The sequence below is a fragment of the Pontibacter chinhatensis genome, assembly GCF_900113285.1.
In the GTDB taxonomy this organism is placed as follows: domain Bacteria; phylum Bacteroidota; class Bacteroidia; order Cytophagales; family Hymenobacteraceae; genus Pontibacter; species Pontibacter chinhatensis.
This window is the reverse complement of the sequence record NZ_FOOT01000001.1, coordinates 688,507-709,161: the sequence shown is the minus strand read 5'-3', so window position 1 is coordinate 709,161 and position 20,655 is coordinate 688,507. Positions and strand designations below refer to the sequence as shown.

The 20,655-nt window shown below is 52.7% G+C and carries 9 protein-coding genes; 4 read left to right on the top strand and 5 right to left on the bottom strand.

The annotated features are described in order from the left end of the window. Positions 1 to 522 precede the first annotated feature (522 nt). Positions 523 to 918, bottom strand: a complete 396-nt coding sequence (locus BM040_RS03000) for a DUF7793 family protein (RefSeq protein ID WP_139217749.1) — start codon at positions 916 to 918, stop codon at positions 523 to 525. Between the two features lie 64 nt (positions 919 to 982). Between BM040_RS03000 and BM040_RS02995 the strand changes: the two genes are divergently transcribed. The 3 genes from BM040_RS02995 (at position 983) to BM040_RS02985 (ending at position 7,980) form a co-directional block, all read left to right on the top strand. Next, positions 983 to 3,421, top strand: coding sequence for a bifunctional aminotransferase class I/II-fold pyridoxal phosphate-dependent enzyme/GNAT family N-acetyltransferase (locus tag BM040_RS02995; RefSeq protein WP_092098871.1), 2,439 nt, complete (start codon positions 983 to 985; stop codon positions 3,419 to 3,421). Between the two features lie 41 nt (positions 3,422 to 3,462). After that, positions 3,463 to 5,151 (top strand): PAS domain-containing hybrid sensor histidine kinase/response regulator, encoded by a 1,689-nt coding sequence (locus BM040_RS02990; protein WP_092098869.1) that lies wholly within the window; start codon positions 3,463 to 3,465, stop codon positions 5,149 to 5,151. A gap of 240 nt (positions 5,152 to 5,391) precedes the next feature. After that, on the top strand, positions 5,392 to 7,980 hold the full coding sequence (locus tag BM040_RS02985) for a phosphoenolpyruvate carboxylase (protein WP_092098867.1): 2,589 nt from the start codon (positions 5,392 to 5,394) through the stop codon (positions 7,978 to 7,980). 437 nt (positions 7,981 to 8,417) lie between these two features. Here the strand turns inward: BM040_RS02985 and BM040_RS02980 are convergent, their stop codons facing one another. Both BM040_RS02980 and BM040_RS02975 read right to left on the bottom strand, forming a co-directional pair. After that, entirely contained in the window at positions 8,418 to 9,566 is a 1,149-nt protein-coding gene (locus BM040_RS02980; protein WP_092098865.1) for a serine hydrolase domain-containing protein, read from the bottom strand. Positions 9,567 to 9,669: 103 nt separating this feature from the next. Beyond that, positions 9,670 to 10,755, bottom strand: coding sequence for an endonuclease/exonuclease/phosphatase family protein (locus BM040_RS02975; protein WP_092098863.1), 1,086 nt, complete (start codon positions 10,753 to 10,755; stop codon positions 9,670 to 9,672). A gap of 248 nt (positions 10,756 to 11,003) precedes the next feature. Here BM040_RS02975 and BM040_RS02970 point away from each other — a divergent pair, with 248 nt between their 5' ends. After that, positions 11,004 to 12,245 (top strand): serine hydrolase, encoded by a 1,242-nt coding sequence (locus BM040_RS02970; RefSeq protein WP_245756077.1) that lies wholly within the window; start codon positions 11,004 to 11,006, stop codon positions 12,243 to 12,245. An 80-nt stretch (positions 12,246 to 12,325) separates the two neighbouring features. Here the strand turns inward: BM040_RS02970 and pbpC are convergent, their stop codons facing one another. Together pbpC and BM040_RS02960 are read right to left on the bottom strand one after the other, a co-directional pair. Further along, positions 12,326 to 14,674, bottom strand: a complete 2,349-nt coding sequence (gene pbpC, locus BM040_RS02965; protein ID WP_092098859.1) for a penicillin-binding protein 1C — start codon at positions 14,672 to 14,674, stop codon at positions 12,326 to 12,328. 413 nt (positions 14,675 to 15,087) lie between these two features. Further along, positions 15,088 to 20,523 carry an alpha-2-macroglobulin family protein gene (locus tag BM040_RS02960; protein WP_092098857.1) on the bottom strand — a complete coding sequence of 1,812 codons (5,436 nt, stop codon included), beginning with the start codon at positions 20,521 to 20,523 and terminating at the stop codon, positions 15,088 to 15,090. Positions 20,524 to 20,655 lie beyond the last annotated feature (132 nt).

Genomic DNA, 20,655 nt, shown 5'->3' with positions numbered 1-20,655 from the left:
CAGCTCATCCTCCAGCCTAACATGAGCTAGTGTTTCATCTCCAGTTTGGCTCCCTCCTAGGCCGGGAGGCCTCGCCTTGGGGGTAGGGGCCCTCGATAAGGGCATCGCGCTGTCTACATTTCCTTTGCTCCTGACGTCGCAATGCCCTGGACGGGCACCGGAAATCTAGAAGGCGCTCAACCCAAAGGCTGGGAAGCATTCGATAGCATCAACTGATGCAACTTCAGCCAAAGTCCCCCTTTGAAGGGGGTAGGGGGATGTAATCGTTAGCAGACAATTCCCCTCCTCGGAGGGGCTGGGGTGGGTTTATACGTTGTAGGGACAGGTCGCGACCTGTCCGCGCGAGAACCGTGGCTATTCAACTTATACTTTAGCCAAAGCTACTACAGACTCCCCGCCTTAGCCAAGGAGGGGTAGGGGGTGGTTGGAGACGGCACTAAAACGGGCTTACAAAGTATGAAACGGACTAAGCTAAATCCTAAAAGACATAAAAGGAAAGCCGCTGTCAGGGGAATGATACAATCAGGCACTAAACTGTGACAGCCATTCCAGCGCGCTTTTTCGGTCGGTGAACATGCGTGTTGGATTTTTTGGCTTGTTTACCATGATGTAGAAGTTAGCCGTCATTTTCAACATCGGCGAGCCAATCAGGATAGCGCTGGCAGAGACGAGATCATTTCCTTCGTTAGCCATAAAGTCCCTGGCTTCTTTTGTGGACTGCTTGATGCGGGTAATGTCAAAAAGGCTGGGGTAGGCTTTCCCGTCGATAAACGCCAGACGCTCACTTACACAGGCTTGGGCATATTCCAGGTCCACCATGTCTACCTCCTTGTAAATGCAGTGTAAAATCCCACCCTCCACAAAAAGTTCTAAGTGTTCCGTAGATCTGATGTTAGGATTCTTCTCGAAATTTGCCATTCAGCCTTGAATCATTTGACGGTTCAGTTGTTCATCATTAGAAATGCAAAAATACTCAAATTAGGTGGCAAAAATAAGACACAACAACATCATAGATACGGTAGACGCGGTGCTGACTGTTTCTAAAAAGAAGGGGATAATTCACCTGCACGCAGAAGATCAGCAGCTTACAGGGGGGCATCTGACGTTGCATGGCAAAAAAAATCTTCATTTTGGCACCTGCGGCTACCTGGGCCTGGAGCACCACCCCGCTGTAAAACGTGGCGCTATCGAGGCCATTGAACGATTTGGTACCCAGTTTCCCATGTCGCGTACGTATGTTTCCAACCCGCTTTACCGCGAATTGGAGGAGCTCATCGAGCAGCTGTACCAGGTGCCGGCCGTCATTTCAAAAAACTGTACGCTTGCCCACCTTACCACCATCCCAAGTATTATCCGGCAGTCTGACCTGGTTATACTCGACCACCAGGTGCATGCCAGTGTGCAGGAGGCCGTCAAGAAAATGCTGGGCCAGGGCGTGACTGTGGAGATGGTACGCCATAACAACCTGGAGATGCTCGAGGACCGCATTAAAAAGCAGAAAGGCAAGTACGAGCGCATCTGGTACATGGCAGACAGTGTGTATTCTATGTACGGTGACTTTGCACCCATAAAAGAGATGATTGCCCTGGCTGAAAAGTATGAGCAGCTCTACCTGTACGTTGACGATGCGCACGGCATGAGTTGGGCAGGTAAAAACGGCACTGGCTATGCCATGAGCCAGATGCCGGACGGCCTTTACCGCAAGATGATTCTGACGGCGAACCTTGGAAAGGCTTTCGGGGCCTGCGGTGGCCTGTCCCTTTTCCCCAACAGGGAGTGGTATGATAAGGTGAGCAACTTCGGTGGCCCGCTTACTTTTTCGGTGCAGATTGAGCCGGCCACCCTTGGGGCTGCCATTGCCTCTGCCCGCATTCACCTGAGCGAGGAAATATATACGCTGCAGCAAGAACTGCAGCGCAGAATCGCTTACTTCAACCAACTGCTCCGGAAAACGGACCTGCCGCTGGTGCACGAATGCGAGAGCCCGATCTTCTATATCGGTACCGGCACCATGGATATGGGCAACCACCTGGTTCAGGCTTTGCTGAGCGACGGCATCTACGTAAACTTGGCTACTTTCCCGGCTGTGCCGGCCAAAAACATTGGCGTGCGCATTACAATTTCCCTGAGCAATTCTTATGAGGACATTGAAGAGCTGGTGCGCAAACTAAAGCTTCATTTTGATATGGCAATGGCTGCCACCGGGCAAACGCAGGAAAATATCCGGAAAGCCTTTAAAATGCCGGTGCTGGCTGCTGCGGCTGCACCGGCCACTCCTGCAGCAGCTAACAAGCTATCGCTTCATCGTTATACTTCCATCGAAGCGATAGACCGTGTGACCTGGAACAGCTACCTGGGCAACAGGGGCATGTTCGACTGGAATGGCATGAAGTTCCTGGAAGAGTCGTTCAGGAATAACGCTGAGAAGGAGAGCAACTGGGGCTTCCGGTATTATGTTATTGAGGATCCGAAGGGAGAGACTGTTTTGATGACCTTTGCCATGGTTGGATTGGTGAAGGAGGATATGTTCTCGCAGGCGTCCATCTCCAGGATGATCGAGCGGGAACGTGAGGCGAACCCATATTACCTCACCTCAACAGGCATTGTGCTGGGCAGCCTGTTCACAGAGGGCGATCACTTGTACCTGGACAGGGAAAGTCCTTATTGGAAAGAAGCTCTTAAGACGTTTTTGGCAGAATTGTACAAAGAGCAGGAGCGGGAAGGCGCCAGCAGTATCATGTTGCGCGACCTGGCAGCCGGTGACCCGGAGATGGATGAATTTATGGTAGAGCAGGACTTCGTTAAAATGGACCTGCCGGAATCATGCGTGGTGGAGAACCTGGGCTGGAAAACAGAACAGGAGTTCCGACAGACGCTCTCCAAAAAGGGCAGGGAGAACTTTGTGCAGAAAATCAAACGGTATGAGCATTTCTACGATGTGCAGGTGAAGAGCCGCCTCACAGAAGAAGAACTGCAGTACGCCATGAGCCTGTTCAGGAATGTGAAGAGCAACAACTTTGCTATCAACAACTTCCTTTTCCCCGACAGGCTCTTTCACCTGCTGAATGAAGATGACTCCTGGGAATTTATTGTCCTTTACTTCAAAGAGGAGCACTCGATGCACCGGAAGCCTGTTTCCGTGGCTTTCTGCCACCTCAATGCGGCACAGGTATACAGCTTCATGCTGATAGGCATGGACTATGAATACCTGCTGGAGTACAACGTTTACCGGCAGACGCTCTATCAGGTTATCAAACGGGCGAATGGGCTAGGTTGCAAAAAAATTAACTTCGGAATTTCGGCTACTATGGAGAAAAAGAAAGTAGGAGCAACACCTTACCCCAAAGTGGGGTATTACCAGGCAAAAGACAATTTTGCAATGGAAATGATAGGGGCTACCTTTGCAGTAGAAAGAGAGTAGGCAGCCGCATAAACGCCTTAACGCCATTTAAGTATAGCCTAGTGAAAGTCCTGAAGGTGAGAATAGAAGAGATAATGACACTGATAGCCGAGGTTGCCAATGGTAATTTCGGCTATCAACTGGATGTGTCTGAAACGGGGGATGAGTTGGATGCGGTTATCTCGGGCATCAACATGCTGGGGCAGGAGCTTCAGAACTCTACCGTATCCAGGGACTTTATGCAGAGCATCTACCAGGGCGTGGTGGACATGCTGCTGATTCTCAACAACGATTTCACCATACGCAATGTAAACGAGGCCTTTGAGGAAGCGACTGGCTTCAGGGAGGCTGACCTCATCGGTTTGCCCCTCGACACGCTTTTCCGGCAGGATGACCGCGAGAAACTAACCGCGGAAATCAGAAAGTTTGAGGAAAAAGGAAAACTGCTGAACGTAGAGCTCTACATCACCTCCAAAAACAAAGGGGCTATCCCGGTATCGTGCTCTTTTTCTTTTCTTAGAAACAACGGGCAGGAACACAGCGGCATCCTGATTATTGCCAAGGATATAACCGAGATAAAGCAAAAAGAGCTGGAGCTGCAGGAGGCAAAAGAAAGGGCAGAGGCCGCAAATGAGGCAAAAAGCAATTTCCTTTCCAGCATGAGTCACGAGATCCGTACGCCTTTGAACGGTATCCTCGGCTTTACCAACCTGCTGATCGACACCCCGCTGAACGAAACGCAGAAGCAGTACGCCACTTTAATCAAGACCTCGGGCAGCAACTTGTCCAAACTGCTCAACGACATTCTGGACCTGCACCGTATTGAACAGGACAAGATAGAAGTTGAAACCATTGCCTTTGATATCCGGGAGGCGATTGCCTCACACCTGGAGCCTTACAAGCAACTGGCCAGAGGCAAGGGCTTGTCCTTTGCCTATACTTTTGATGAGGCCATTCCGCGTGTCGTGGCGGGCGACCCGACGCGCATCAACCAGGTGCTCATCAACCTCGTCAGCAACGCCATTAAGTTTACCGAGTCGGGAAGTATAACCATGCACGCTGCGCTGGATGCGGCTACAAGTGAGAACGAATCCATTACCTTGAAATTTGCGGTAACGGACACGGGCGTAGGCATACCTGCTGACAAGCAGGAACTGATTTTCGACTCATTCACACAGTCCGACCAGGCTGTGTCGCGTAAGTTTGGCGGCTTTGGCCTGGGGCTGGCCATCTGCAAAAAACTCGTGCGTCTGATGCAGGGCGAGATGGGTGTAGTCAGCCCTCCTGCCGGAGCAGCCACGGGAGCTACCTTCTGGTTTACCATTAGCGTCGGGAAACTGCCTGCCGATGCCATGGAGCCGGAGGAGGAGTTCGATGTCAGTTTCACGTTTAGCAAACCAACCAAGGTGCTTGTGGTGGACGACAATCCGATAAACGTGTTCTTGATGCAGGATGTACTGGAAAATTTCGGCGCGCAGGTAACAACGGCTGAAAGCGGGGCAGAAGCGGTGCAACTTGCGTTGGCAGATGCGTTCGATCTAATTTTTATGGATATCCAGATGCCGGAGATGGATGGCTTGGAAGCTACAAGCAAACTGAGGCGTGCCCATATCACCTGCCCCATTATTGCTTTCTCTGCCAGTGCTTATAAAGAGGATATTGCTAGAAGCCTGGAGGCTGGTATGAATGATCACTTATGCAAGCCATTTACGCCCAGAGAACTAAAGACCCTGCTGAGTAAGTGGCTATAGATTCTTCCAAAGTATAAATGGCCGGCACTCGACTTTATACTTTCCCTGGCTGCCATACCGCAAGTATAGGTTGCCAAAGTATGGTGGTTTCACAAGTATAGATGCGGCTGTTCTGAAAGCTTCATCCACCCGTTTCAATCACTCATTTATACTTTCATTTACAGGTTATGCAGGCGGCGTTGCAAAAACTCCGAATTTTTTGAGTTAATTTAGGCTAAGGACTTACCAAACTTTAAGCCTATGACCACTCCCCGAACTTTGCGCGCCGATGCCAGCCTGGACGCTTTCAACATCCTGGTGGGTACGCGTTACGAAATGTATAACAGCCTATTCTCCTCATTGCCCTTTCACCGGGTCGAGAAAACAGGCGTGCTGCTGTCGTTGCTGGTGCTGCATTGCGAAGAGGGGTTTCAGCGGCAACAGAGCCCCCAGGAAATTATCCGCAGCTTTTTTGAGCAGTATACCAGCTACCGCACAGAGCAGGAGCAAAACGACCTGCTTTTCCGGTTCGTGCAGTACGCAGAGCGGCAAGTAGTGCTTTTCGATGCGCTGGAAGAAGCGGCGTTCCGAAACACCCACGACCTGCATGGCCTAGGCACGCTGAAGCAGTTGAGCGCCACAGTGCAGCAGGAGCATGCCCAGCAGCAGCTGGCGCAAAAGTTGCAGGACTTTGCCGTGCGCCTGGTACTCACAGCGCACCCCACGCAGTTCTACCCGAGCAATGTGCTGGGTATCATCAACGACTTGTCGCAGGCCCTGGCGAGCGACAACACCTCTCTGGCGCATTCTTACCTGCGGCAACTGGGCAAAACGCCTTTCTTCAAAAAGGAGAAACCCACGCCCTATGAGGAAGCCGTCAGCCTGGTGTGGTTCCTGGAAAACGTTTTTTACCGCGCCGCCGGCAACATCATTTCTTACCTAACAGCCCAGTTTCCGGAGGCCATGCAGCCAGGCATGAAGCTCATACGGATGGGCTTCTGGCCGGGCGGGGACCGGGACGGGAACCCTTTTGTGAAGGCTGATACCACGCTGCAGGTAGCCGACGCGCTGCGCAGTTCTGTCATAAGGGCCTACTACCGCGATGTGCGCCAACTCCGCAGAAGGCTGACGTTTAAAGGAGTGGAGGACATTGTAAAGGATCTGGAAGCCAAGCTGTACAACAACCTGTTTGTGCCCGGCTACAAACTCGATTTGAAGCAGGAAGCCATACTGGAGCCGCTTGTACAAATCCGGCAATTGCTGCTTGAGGAGCACAACAGCCTGTTCCTGAGCTTGGTGGAGGCGCTCATTCACAAGGTGGAGCTTTTCGGTTTGTTCTTTGCTTCCCTGGATATCCGGCAGGACTCATCCGTACACGCTCACTTGTACGAGCAAGTGGCAGCGCGCACCAAGCTGCTGCCTGCGGACTATGCGGACCTTCCGGAGCAGGAAAAAATAAGCGCCCTGCTAGCCATTAGTGAAAGTATAAAGACAGACATATTCGCTGACGAGGATCTGTTGCAGGACACGCTGCAGACAGTGGATGTGATGCGTACCATTCAGGAGCGTAACGGGGAGGAGGGATGCCACCGCTACATTATCAGCCACTGCACCAACGCGCTGAACGTGTTGGAAGTATATGGGCTGTTCCGACTCACCGGCTGGCAGGCAGAGGAGATACGGGTGGACATCGTGCCGCTCTTTGAAACCATCACGGACCTGCGGAATGCCGGCGATGTGATGCGGGAACTGTATGAGCAGCCGGCCTACAGGAGCCACCTCGAGCGGCGCGGCAATGTCCAGACGATTATGCTTGGCTTCTCGGACGGTACCAAGGACGGCGGTTATCTAATGGCCAACTGGAGTATCTACAAAGCCAAGGAAGACCTGACGAAAGTTAGCCGCGACTATGGTGTAGAGGTTGTCTTCTTTGATGGCAGGGGAGGTCCACCTGCACGCGGTGGCGGAAAAACACAGCAGTTCTATGCCTCACTGGGCAGCAATATCGCCAATAAAGAAATTCAGTTGACGATACAGGGGCAGACGGTCAGCTCTAACTTTGGTTCGGTGGATGCGGCACAGTTTAACCTGGAGCAGCTGCTGCACGCGGGTATCAGCAACACCTTGTTCAGTCGCAAGCAACTTACCCTTTCTCAGGAAGATGACCAGCTGCTGCAGGAACTCTCCGAGGTAAGCTATGAAGCCTATGTTGAACTGAAGAACCACCCGGTTTTCCTGGAGTACCTGAACTATGTGAGCCCGCTGCGCTACTACGGCGAGGCCAACATCGGCAGTCGCCCTTCCAAGCGCAAATCCGGTAAGCTGAACCTGGATGACCTGCGTGCTGTGCCCTATGTGGGGTCCTGGAGCCAGCTGAAGCAGAACCTGCCCGGTTACTACGGAGTGGGCAAGGCCCTGGAAGCGCTGCACGAGCGAGGCGATTGGCCCAGAGTGCAGCAGCTGTACAGGAGTTCGCTATACTTTAAAACCTTGCTCGATAACTGCGAAATGGCTATGAAAAAGTGCTTTTTCCCGGTTACCGCCTATCTGGCCGAGCATCCAACCTACGGGCCGCTCTGGAAGCAGATCTATGAAGAGTATGAGCGTACCAGAAAGTATGTGTTGCTACTGGCCGGGGCCGACACGCTCATGGCCGATAAGCCCCTCGACATGCTCTCGATAAACATGCGCCAGCGCATCGAGCTGCCACTTATCACGATACAGCAGTTTGCCCTGGCCAAAATAAGGGAGCTGGAGGAACAGCAGGCCACAGAGGCAAAAAAAGTATACGAAAAGCTGGTTGTGCGCTGCTCCTTCGGTATCATCAACGCCGAGCGGAACTCTGCTTAAGCGGCATTTATACTTTCTAGCTGGTACCTTTGGTTTGGAATGTATAAATACCTGCCGGAAGTATGTAAAGAGCCCTAGGCTTCATCTTTTTGCAGAGCATCACAAAGTATGCTGTGCACTGGTGATGAATCCCGGGGCATTTAATTTTATACCCAAGGCACGATTTGCTGTTCTCGGTAAAAGCGTAAAAACAACACTGCCAGGAGGGGCAGCGCTGGGGCACTCTACTCACAGGGCCTTTTACAACTTGTCATTCTGTTGAGAAACTTGGTAGAAGGGAGGTTAAGCCTTTACTACTGGCTACCAAGATCCTTTCAGGATGACAAAGTGAAAAGTATGAATTGTCCCTGCTCGTGGGAGTAGGTTGAGCATAACGCCAGTTTTTAAAGTATAGGCAAGGCACTTCTGAATACAACCTGAGTCGAAGGCTACATCAGTTATTTATCAATCAAATGCCGGTAAAGGCTGTTGATGGTGGCGGCCAGGGCCTTGTTATACTCATCGCTGTCCGGGGCGCTGCATCCGTTGGTGATCACCACAAAGCCATACTTCTGTTTCGGATCAAAAAACATCGCGCTATAGAGGCCGTAGGCCGAGCCGGTGTGCCCTTTCAGTTTCTTGCCTGGTATCAGGTCCTTTGCGGTGGTTAGGGCCAGGCCGTAGCCGTTGCTGGCAATTTCCTTTTGCATCTGCCTGGCGCTCTTTTTAGAGATGATGCGCGTATCTTTATACTCGCCCTTGTTCATATGCATGGCCATGTACTTGGCCAGATCAGTGGCGGAGATTTTCATGCCGCCGGTAGGGGAGAATATCGGAGTGCTCTGGCCCATCACATAGCTCCGGATGGCCTCCCGGCGCGGGGCATAGGCCGATGGGGAGGGGGAGAAGCTGTTCGAGTCGGCATTATAGGCGTAGAGCGTGGTGAAGCGGCTGCCGTCCAACGAGTCAACATTGTACCCACCGTACAGGCCCAGCGGGTCCAGGATGTGGTGCTTTACGTACTGGTCAAACCGCTCACCTGATACTTTTTCAAGTATGGTGCCGGCCATGTTAAAATTGAGGTTGCAGTACTGGTAATCCGTGCCTGGCGCGTAGCTGTTGTAGCATTTCTCCCACTCCGGGTTTTTGGCTGGGTTGATGGAATCGAGTGTGAAGTAGCCCTGGCTGTCGTTGATGCTGGACGTATGGGAAAGCAGCATTTTCAAGGTAATGACCTGCTCCGGGTATCTGGGGTTCCTTACTTTAAATCCAAGTAAATTACTTACATCATCCTCCAGCGATAATTTACCGGCCTCTGCCAGCTGCTGCAGGGCCGTGGCGGTGAACGACTTGGAGATAGAGGCAATCCGGAAGATGTCGCTGTTGCTGAGCGGCGTTCTGGTTTCCAGGTCCTTCAGCCCAAAGGAATTAGCGTAGACGATGTCTTCTTTTTGCACAACGGCCACCGAAAGGCCCACCACGTCATACTGCTGCATGATGCTCCTGATTTCTGCCTCGGCCTTCGCTGCCTGGCCGTAGCTGCTGGTGGCAGCGGATAAAAGTATAAATGTCAGGAGAAAGAACCTCCACCCGGTTGTTTTGATCATCGTTTCTTGCTTTAGAGTAAGGATGTTGTAAGATACTAATCTGCCCCGGATTTTGCTGCTCCATTTCTTGCGATGGACAGGTAAATGCACTGGAGTTAGCAACTTACTTCCCTGGCTCGTGCACATGCGACTCCTCCACCTCATGCACGTCCATTTTCGCTTCTGCCCAACTGTGATCTTCCTCGTCCGCCTGCAGGCCTTCCTGCTCTGCCCCATGCGCCACGTCATACACCAGCTCGACCAGCATCGGGAAGTGGTCGGAGCCAAAGTATGGGAGCCGCTCGATATGGGCCAGGGTAAAGTGCTCGCTGTGAAAAAGGTGGTCTAGCGGCCAGCGCGCAAAGAAAATGCCGGCATGGAAGGTATTGAACATGCCCCGCCCGATGCGTGGGTCCAGCAGGCCGCTGATTTTCCGGAAAAGCCGTGTGGTGGCAGACCAGGCCACATCATTCAAATCGCCGGTGATGATGATAGGGTCCGTTTCGTCGGCCACGCTCTTGCCCACCACCAGCAGTTCGGCGTCGCGCTCTGAGGAGGCCGGGTTTTCGGTGGGGCTGGGCGGGGCCGGGTGCATAAAATGGAAGCGAACTTTTACATTCGATCTCAATTCTACCAGCGCGTGCATAGAGGGCACATCCGGCTCTACCAGAAATTGTATGGCCGTATCTTCCATCGGAAGCCTGGAGTAAACGTGCATGCCGTAGCGGTTGTCCAAGGGGCATTTTATACTATACTTGTACTCCTCTTCCAGCACGCGCAGTTTTTCTTCCCACCACAGGTCTGTCTCCAGCGTTACCAGCACATCCGGCTCAAACTTTTTAACCAAAGCTATCAGACTTTCGGCGTTGCGGTTTGTCATCAGTACATTGGCCGTAAGCACGCGGATGCTGTTGGCCTCGTACCGGTTCCGCGCCGGTTTCACCTCCATGGGAAAAAGCCTGGTGTAGGGCAATATCCAGCCAAACTGAAAGCAGAAGCAGCCGAGCGCCGAGCCAGCCATCAGCCAGGAACTAAAGTGGGCGAAATCGAGGAAAAACAGGTCGGCCAAGAGCAGGAAAAAGGCCAGCAGCATGAACTGAAAGCGCGGGAAATCCAGGCCACGCACCCACCAGGCCGTGTGCCTCCAGAGCGGCAGCAAGGTTACGTAAAGTATAAAATACGTGAGCACGACCAGTAGCTTGTAAATCATCAGCGATGCCTTTTATACTTCCGGAAAAAAATGGTGTGTTTGGTTAAGGACAATACGCGTCCGGGAGGAGCGAGGTGAAAGTATGGGCGAAATATGATAAGTTACGATGAAGGAACCCAGGAGCTTTGCCGTATCTATAGAAAGCAATATATTTCAGAAAAATACCTTGATGGCGCTTACCGAAACCTCATCCTATGGCAAGAATTATACTTCTCCTCACACTGCTAACGTGCGTACTTCAACCGGCTATGTCTCAGCGAAAAACAGATAAGCACCTACGGGAGATTCTCACCAGCGCGGGCAACCACAACGTGAACAAGCTGCTCAGCAACCCGGAAGCCTACCGCGTGCAAATCATCTACACCGAGATTAACCGGGATAAGCGCAACAAGCCCTCTTTCCGAAATCATTACTTCAACTACGATCCGGATTTATACTTTAACCCGGCCTCCATGGTGAAGATGCCCCTGGCTTTTATGGCGCTGGAGAAACTGAATACGCTCCGCAAAGCAGGCATTGACAAGTATACGCCTGTGGTGTTCGATAGCAGTTATGTGGGGCAGCGGCCGCTTTACGAGGATGCCTCCTCCGAGAACGGGATGCCGTCCATTGCGCACCTCATCAAGCGGGCCTTGCTGATCAGTGAGAACGATCCGTACAACCGGCTCTATCAGTTCGTGGGCCAGCAGGAGATAAACGAAAACCTTCGTCGCAAAGGCTACAAGGATTCCCGCATTGTGCGGCAGTTCATGGGCTTTACTACGGAGCAGAACCGCCATACCAACCCCGTCCGCTTTTTAAACCCCGACGGCACAACCAGGTATAGCCAGCCAGCCGCATACAACCCAAACCCCATCGACTTTAGCAAGGAAATAAAGTTAGGAAAAGCCCACTTCGACAGCAACGACAGCCTGGTGAACGGCCCTTTCGATTTTACGATACATAATAATATGCCGCTGGAGGATATGCAGCAGCTACTGCAGTCGGTGATGTTCCCGGCGTCGGTGCCCAAAAAGCAACGGTTTAACCTCACGCAGGATGATTACAACTTCCTGTACCGCTACCTGTCGCAATATCCTTCCGAGACGCCCTACCCAAAGTATGACACGGCGGCTTTTTACGACAGCTACGTCAAGTTCTTTTTCCGGGACAGCACGCACCGTATGCCGGAGCAGGTTCGGGTGTTCAACAAGGTGGGCTGGTCCTATGGCTTTATGACGGATGTGTCGTATGTGGTTGATTTTGAGAACCAGGTGGAGTACATGCTATCGGCCACGGTGTATGTGAACAGCGATGGCGTGATAAACGATGGCAAGTATGACTACGACACCCTGGGCTATCCTTTCCTCCACAGCCTGGGGCAGGTTATTTACCAGCACGAACTGGCAAGGGAGCGCAAGTATAAGCCGGATCTATCTGCATTCCGGGTAGCCTATGAAAAGCGCGACAGCCAAGATACCCGCCCCGCCTTGCGGGAAGTAGATAACTAGGGTGGGAGTAGTTTCATTTGTGGTGTGTTTAGGGGAAATAGCACGCACGGACAAAGTATAAAAATCGATGTCCTTATACTTTACAGAAAGCTGACTGTGATATAGCTATCCGTATTCCGGCCCTGGTCATCGGTACAGGAGATTTTATACTTGCCGGGCCTCTGTGGCTCAAAAAACATCTTCTCGTTGGCGGCAGTGGCGCGCAGGAATTTATCGTTGATATACCAGTATACCTGCTTCACCTCGTTGTGGGTGTTGCTGTGCAGCATCAGTTGCTGGCGTTCTTCCCGTTCCAGAATATACTCCATGCCGGAAGCCGGAGACGCGATAACCGGGGCATGTTCTTTAAAGATGCGGCTGCAAGTGGGGTTGTGCGCCGGAATCTGTTGGTAGGGTATCCGCTCAGCATCGTAAAACGTGAGCAGCTCCGGCGCGTGGTTGGGGTAGAGTTGCTGCACAAAGCCTGTCGCCGGCTGGCAACTGGTGCAATAGCTATACTTTTTATCGACGGAAACGGCAATCCTCTTCAAATGGCTGCACTTTTGCGTGTAGGAGATGCCGGGTATAAACGTATCGAGCACCTGGTTTTTGCAGAAGCTGTTGGCCGGGCTACCGCTTTCGGTGCACACCACTCTTAAACCAATGCCTTTGGGCTGTTGGAACCACCCGTCAGAGGAATTATAGTCGATGCTGTTGAAGATGTCGAAGAGCAGGGGCGTGGCTGAGTCGGTGCCGTTGAGTTCTGGTACGCCCTCGCCGGAGAAATTGCCGACCCAGACCCCTACTGTATACTTCTTGTTGTAGCCGATGCTCCAGGCGTCCTTGCGGCCATAGGAGGTGCCGGTTTTCCAGGCAATCTTGGGCAGGTTCGGGCTGTTATGTGCGTTGTGCGGCAAGTCGGGGCGCGTGAGCTGCGTCAGAATCTGACTCACCATATAGGCTGATGCGGGTGAAAGCAGCTGCGTTTCCGTTTGCGTTGTGTCGTGCTGCAGCCAGCGGATAGAGCTATACCTGCCCTGGTTGGCAAAGGCGGCGTACAGCAAGGTCAGCTCCTCCAGCTTTACATCGCATCCCCCCAAAATCAGCGAGAGACCAAGCTGGTTACCCATCTGCTTCATCTGCGAAAACTCTGCCTGCTTCAGCTTCTGCACAAAAGTATAAACCCCGAGTTGGTCGAGCACTTTCACGGCGGGCACGTTGAACGAAGTGGCAAGCGCATGTTCTATCGTGACTTTGCCGTTGTAGTTGCCGAAGAAGTTTTGCGGGCGATACCCGGCATAATCCACGGGCACATCCGTGATGACGGTTTTCGGCGTAAGTATACCTTTATCAAAAGCGGTAGCATAAAGAAACGGCTTCAGGGTGCTGCCCGGCGAGCGAATGGCCCGCACACCGTCGACCTGTCCGTGGTGCGCAAAATCATTGAAATCCGCAGAACCCAGGTAGGCCTCTACCGCCCCGGTTTGGTTGTTGAGGACCAGTACGGCCGCGTTGTGAATGTTTTGGTAGCGCAGCCGTTGCATGTAGTTGTAGGCCAGCTGCTCCACTTTCTCCTGCACCTGCCGGTTCAGCGTGGTTTTAATAGTGGACTGGTTTTTATACTTGCGGTACATGCGGTAGGCAAAATGCGGCGCTACTTTGGGTGCTTCCTGCCTGCGTGCTTCCAATGGCTCCAGTAAAGCATCCTCAATCTCTGCAGCCGGAAATGCCCCTTGCTCCTGGTAGTATTTCAACCATTTATTCCGAAACGCCACAATCCGCTCGTTCTGCTCGCCAATCCGCAGCGAAGAGGGCTTGTTAGGTATAACCGTCAGCGTCACCGCCTGCGCCAAACTTAGTTGCCTCGGCGACTGCTGGAAGTATAAAACAGAGGCTGCCTTGACGCCTTCAATGTTACCACCGAAAGGCACCAGGTTCAGGTATAGCTGCAGGATTTCGTCTTTGCTGTAATGCCACTCCAATTGCATCGCCCGGAACATTTCAGTTAGCTTGTTGGCATAGGTGCGCTGCTGCGGGTAAAGCAGCCGGGCCACCTGCATGGTAATGGTCGAGGCACCGGAGGTTTTTTTATTTTGAAAGACGTTGTTCGCAAAAGCTCTGGCAATGGCAAAGGGGTTAATGCCCGGGTGGTAGTAAAAGTACTTATCCTCTTTCAGCAGCACCGCCTTCTTCAGAACAGGGCTCAGTTCATCTGGCTCCAACTGCATCCGCCACTTATCGTCCCGGCTCAAAAAGGCATTAATAATGCTGCCATCGGAAGCCGTGATGACGGGGGAGTAGGAAATATTTATTTTAAGTGGGTAGAGGTGGTTGAGAATGGCAAAGGCAAGGCAAAGCATCAACCCAATGTATAAAGTATACCTGAGACAGGGCTTGCTATACCTTAGCAGCCGCTGGCTTGGGTTATACTTTGGCTTTTGTGTTGGCATGTAGGTTTTAATTGCTGTTTTCCTAAGGACTTCTGCTACGCTGCTCCGGATTTGCAATCCGGAGCTTTGGGAAGTGCGGATTTGTAATCCGCCGCTCCACCAGTAGCTACTGCCTTTGCGGTTGCGGATTGCAAATCCGCTGTTAACCTACTTTCGGATTACAAATCCGAAAGAGCAGGGGTAATATTTTGGCGCGCCTGGCACCGCTATCTGTTTCAGAGTTTAAGTGTAAGTTTGTCTTGCTATATCTGCCAGAGGTTCATATGCTACAATGCTTTTACCTGTAAATAGTTAGAGGCAGAGATTCCCCTCTCGAGAGGGGCAGGGGTGTGTCAATCGTGCACGATTCGGACAGGTCGCGACCTGTCCCTACGAATCCATTCCTAAACTCTCTAACTCCTAAACCCCTAAACTCACTTAACTCTCACAACGCCTCCCCCCGAGTAACTATGGTACTCCGCATTATACATGGCATCCGCCCCAATCGGGCCTAACTGAAAATCACCTTTCGAGACGGCACGCACTAGGTAGAAGAAGTACTGCTGCTCCGGTTTTGCGGTGGCGTAAAGATTGATTCTGTCATCACGGATGTCGATGTAATCTGGTGTGGCGGGTTTTTGAGCCTCCAGCCAGCTAAACTCGCGGGCAGTCATCAGGCGTGGGTTTTCTATCTCAAAGCCGGCTGGCAGCATGTCGGTGATGGCCACGTTGGGTATACTTCGGCCATCCTGCGATTGCAGCTCTACCCGCACGATTACCAAATCATTCTGCTTAAAGGTGTTGTCGGTAATTTCTTTGCCATTTCGGTCGAAGAAGGTTTTGCGCACTTTCAGGTAGTTGTCTTCGCGCTTTACATCGCCACTCTGACTAATGCCTTCCAGTTCCCAGAAATAATACAGGCTGCCGTTGCCCTTGCCGCGAATGCTGATAGGGCCGCTGCCGATGTTGCTCGTTAAGGTCAGGTCCTTGCCGGTGAAAGTGCCGATTTGCTTACCGTTCTGGTATACCTGCGCGGTTTGGTTGCCCTGGTTCTGGCTCGACAGCTTGCCCAACGCCATCAGCGCAAAGGCCCGTTCTTGGGTGTTGTACCAGCGCTTGGAGCGCAGTTCATCTGATAAATGCCGCGCCATGGTGCCAATCTGCGGGTTGTCCAGGTCCGCTTCTATTAAGCTGTTCAGCGAAATCGCCATGTCGCGGAGCGGAGAGTAGAAGCTGCCGCCCAGGGCGCGTACCGAGGTTTCGCCGAAGAAGGAGCGGGGCAGAATCTGGTTAAAGCTCTCGCGACTGCCGTTCAGGGCATAGGTGCTGGCCAGCAGGTAGCGCGCATCCAGCGACAGCAGTTCCGGCTTGGCCTTATAGTAGTTCATGGTAGACCAGTCCACCTGACCGGCGATGCTGAGCACATACAGCGAGTAAGTCGTTTCGCGGGCGGCAATGTACTTGCTCTGCACCTGGCGCTTGGCGTCGTAGTAGCGGTATTCTTCCAGGGCCTTGCCTTTTACTTTTTGCTGCAGGTAGCGCAAGGCCTTGTCCAGCACCTCCTGCGTAACCGGGTAGCCAGCCTTTTTGGCCTCGAGCAAGAAGTGCGTGGCGTAGGTGCTGCTCCACCAGTCAGTGTAGGTAGCGCCCGGCCAGTAGGTAAAGCCACCGTCGTACTGCTGCATCAGCTCAATTTTGGTGATGGCCTCCTGCACCAGGTAGTTCGGGTTAAACGTGCGGCCTTTCTGGTCCTGGTTCAGGGAGCGGGCCAAATCGGTATAGTATAAAAGCGGAAAAGCGGTGGAGGTCGTCTGTTCCAGGCAACCGTGCGGATAGCGCAAGAGGAAGGTAATATCATCCGTAAACTGCGCCAAGGGTGAGCGGCTTATCACCAGCTTGGCCGATACCGAAGAAGGGATGAAGTCGTTGGCCAGTTTGATGTCGGCCGTGGCGCCGTCTTTTATACTTCCAGCCTCCGTTACTTTGGTTAGCGGGGCGATAGGGCGAACGGTGATATCGGTATTACTCACAAATTGCTCGTTCAGCGCATTCACCGCGACCTTTACTGTTGCTTGTCCAATAGCTGGTGTTGCTACGAGTTTATAAGTAACCTGCGCTTCCGCATTCGGATTTATACTTGCTGATTTCTTGATTTCGCCCACTACACGCAAGGGACCTGTCACCGTGATGGTGCTGGCGGCTGTGGCTTTGTTGGCGGTGGTATTGCTCAGGGTTACCGGCACCAGAATCGTATCGCGTGGACTCACGAAGCGAGGGAGCGCTGTGCTAACCACAACCGGGTCCGACACGCGCATCATCTTTTCAGAAGAGCCAAAAGCATTGTCCTTGTAAGCCACGGCCATGAGGCGCACCGCTCCCGAAAACTCAGGTATACGCACGTTTACTGTTGCCTCGCCGTTGCTGTTTGACTTTAACTGCCCACTCCACAGCGACACCAGTTTTACCCGCTTGTTGGTAAGCGGATTGATGCGCTTGGCCAGGTCGTAGCCGTCGCCGCCCGTGCTGGAACGGTTGCCTATCTCGGGAAACAGGTAGGGGTAGAGGTCATAGCCGGTCACCTCCAGCGCGCGCTTCTGGTAAAAGAATCCATGCGGGTCAGGTGTCTGGTAATCCTTTATCTGCAGGATGCCTTCATCTACCACGGCCAGCGTCACTTCCGCATTCGGGGCGGTTTTAACCTTCACCTGCTGTACGCGGCTGGAGCGGGAAGCCTCCGGGGCAAGTATGGCCACGTCCAATTTCGTACTCTTTTTGGTAACGGTCAAAGGCTTGAAACCTCGGGCGATGGTCAGCGGCATCTGGTTGTCCTTTACCTGGCGCAGCGCGATGGCCGTGATGTAGGCCGTGGGCAGGTGCTCGTCTTTGATAGGCAAGGTGAGCGAAGCGGCTTTCTTGTCGGTTTTGAGGTAATAGTAGCTGAGCACATTGTTCTGCTCCACTGTTACTAGAATCTTTCCGGCAAACGGAGACTTAAACAGCACCTTGGCCTGCTCGCCTACTTCATACTTTTCTTTGTCCAGCGAGATGTCCACTTCGCCTTCTGTGTTCACGGCAAAGGAAGTACTTTCGGTGTCGCCCCAACCGTAGGCGTAGAATTCCTGCGCCACGTAGTTGTAGGCGCCCGGGCGCATCACCCTTATTTCATACTCGCCAGACGATACTGGCGTGAAATTGAACGTAGCGCCGGTGGCAGGTATGGCTAAAGTTTGGCTGCTGATAACGTTCTCTTTGCGCTGCGATTTATAGTTATACTCGTCGCTGTAGCGCTCTATCACCGACTCGTAGGTATAGCGCACCAGCTGCACGCGGGCGGTGGTGGAAACAGGCGAGCCGTTACGGTCCAGGGCAATCAGTGGGATGTTCATCGCACGGCGGGTGCTCACGTAATCATCAAAATTTTTGATGCCGAAGAAGGCCTGCTGCGTGCTTACATCAAACTTGCTGAGGCGGTTAACCGGGCGACCGCTTTCATCAAACACCGTAGTATAAAGTGAACCGTCCAGCAGACCGATGTCCTGGAAATTCTCCAGTTCAAACACTTCCTGTCCTTTGCCCTGCGCATCGGTTTCTCCCTGGCGGGTGCTGGTCTGGATGTTGATGGAACCGGAGGTATGGATGTCGAAGGTATAGTCGGCGTAGCGTTTGGCTTCGAAGGTCTTCTTTTTCAGGCTTAGCTGGGCCTCGTAGTTGCGTTTGGCAGCGGGCGGACCGAAGAGGTTTTGGGCTGTCAGATTCAGCACCAGCTTCTCGCCGGCGTTATAAGTGCTTTTGTTCAGCGTAGCTGTCACCTTCAGGCGGTCGGGCATAAACTCTTCCACACCGATTTTTTTGGCGCTCAGCAACACATCGTTGCCCGAATATACTTCCAAGGTATAGGTGCCTGTCACGGCCGCTCCATTCAGAATAAAACTGGTCTCGCTGGCGCCCTGCTTGTTCAGTTTGCCTTTGGTGCTGCGGTACTCTTTGCCGTTGGGCAAGAGCAGCTTCACTTTAACAGGCAATCCGGCCACCGTTTTCCAGTCCGGCGTACGCACCACGGTGTTGACGTGAATTGTGTCGCCGGGACGGTAGAGGTCGCGGTCACCGTAAATAAAGGCGTCATAATTCAGGTCGTTCAGCCGCTTGCCACCCACCTCGAAACGGGAGGTGTTTACCTGCGTCTGGCTGTAAGGCATGTAGTTAAAATCATCACCTTTGCGGGCCGTAATCATCCCCATCTTGAAGTCCGGCGCTGCCTGGCTTATGTTGCTGAACCGGGCGACCCCGTCCTTATCCGTCGTGGCTAGGTGCACCACTTGGTTGTTCGTGCTGATGAAGCGAATCTCCACACCTTCCATAGTCGTCGCCTCCCGGATGGAATTGGCAAACACGACCACTTCATTTTTGCCCTGTTTGGCAATCAGACCGATGTCCGACACCGATACGATTCTGGAATCCTTCAGCCAGTTTTTGTCGGTGCTGGCCACGGTGATGACGTACAAACCCTTGAACTGGCTGTCGAAATCAAGGTCGTTCAGGTTAAGGTTGAGCAGGTAGGAACTGCCCTGCTTGCGCAGGCTTTCGGTGCTGTACTCGCGCTCGAAAAGCGTGTTGCCGTTGTTCTCGTTCACGTCGTAGTAGGAACTGGAATAGTATTCCTCGGTCTCCTCGTCGTAATAGCCGTCGTACATTTTGCCCTCGCGCAGGTAGTGCAAAATGTTGTTTTCGTATACTTTGCTGATGCTTACCTTAATGCGCGGCACCTGGTTCAAGTTTAGGGCGAGATTCCGTGCCCCCTGGCTGCTGAGGTAAATGCTCTTGCCGCTGGCGAAACTGATGCCGGGTTGTGCGCTGGCAAAGGTCACGCTATGCCGGTAAGGCCGGCCCATCGGTTTGCCCTCCATCCCCATCAGGTCGCCCGATAGGGTGAGGGTATAGGTGCTGCTCTGGTTGAAATTTCCTTTCAGCACCAGGCCATTCTGCAGGCGCTCCACGGTATACTCCCGTCTTGGACTCACTTCAATTAAGTTGCCAATGTTGCTGTTGGTAACAGGTTGTGTGGTGAGGATGTAAATGCGCTCCTGCCCTTCTTCTAAAGCCGTAAGCACTTCTGCTACCATCATGCGCTGGCGGCTGGGTAGCAACACATCCCGCTGGATGGTCTGGTCGGACTGGTTGGTACTGCCGGCCACGCTCAGGCCCTTGGCTATACTTAGACGCAGCGGAATTTCCTTGTCCTGTTGCCCCTCCACATTCTTTACCCTTATCGTGATGTTGTCGCGGTTGCCGCTGGTCAGCTCTACGGGCAGTTCTTTGGTGCCGGCATATACTTTTAAATGCTCCCGAAGCTCCTGAAAAAGCACCGGATAGTTAAAGTCGAGCTGTAGGCTGGCCTCCAGCTGGTTCGGACTGTTCTCGTTGGCTACCCAATAGCTTTTCACCTGTTGCAGCCGGAGGTAAGGGGTATGGAAAGTGAAGCCTTGTCCGGCAGGGATTTTATACTTGGTGGCGGCGTGCCGGAGCAGGTTTTCGGTCAGTTCAGCCTTGTAGTCAGTGGTAGGGGCAAAGGACTTGTCCGGCGAGAAAACCAGTTCGTTCGGAGCTGTCCATTTATACTTGCCGGCCACCTTGGGCGTGATGGTCAGGTAGGGAATCGTGTCCCATCTGTTCAGTAGCGAGTCGCCCACTAAATCTTTATCAAAGGTAAACACCAGGTTCTGCTCCCGGGCAATTTCCTGTTCGAAGTTTTTACTTTGCAGCCGCAGTTCGTCGCTGTTGCTGCGGCACGCCGCCAGGCAAAGAATAAACAGGAATAAGCCGAATCGATACAGGTAATAAAGCGGGGTGGAGCGGACTTGTGTTAATTTCATAGTAAGGGTAGAAGTAGGGCAAGCGTTTATCAGTGCTTTTTAAGGCAGGCTTCCTATCTGCTATGTACGCAATAGCACCAAACAGGTAGTCGCACATAATCAGAGGGAATATAGCAAAATTGGTATGATTAT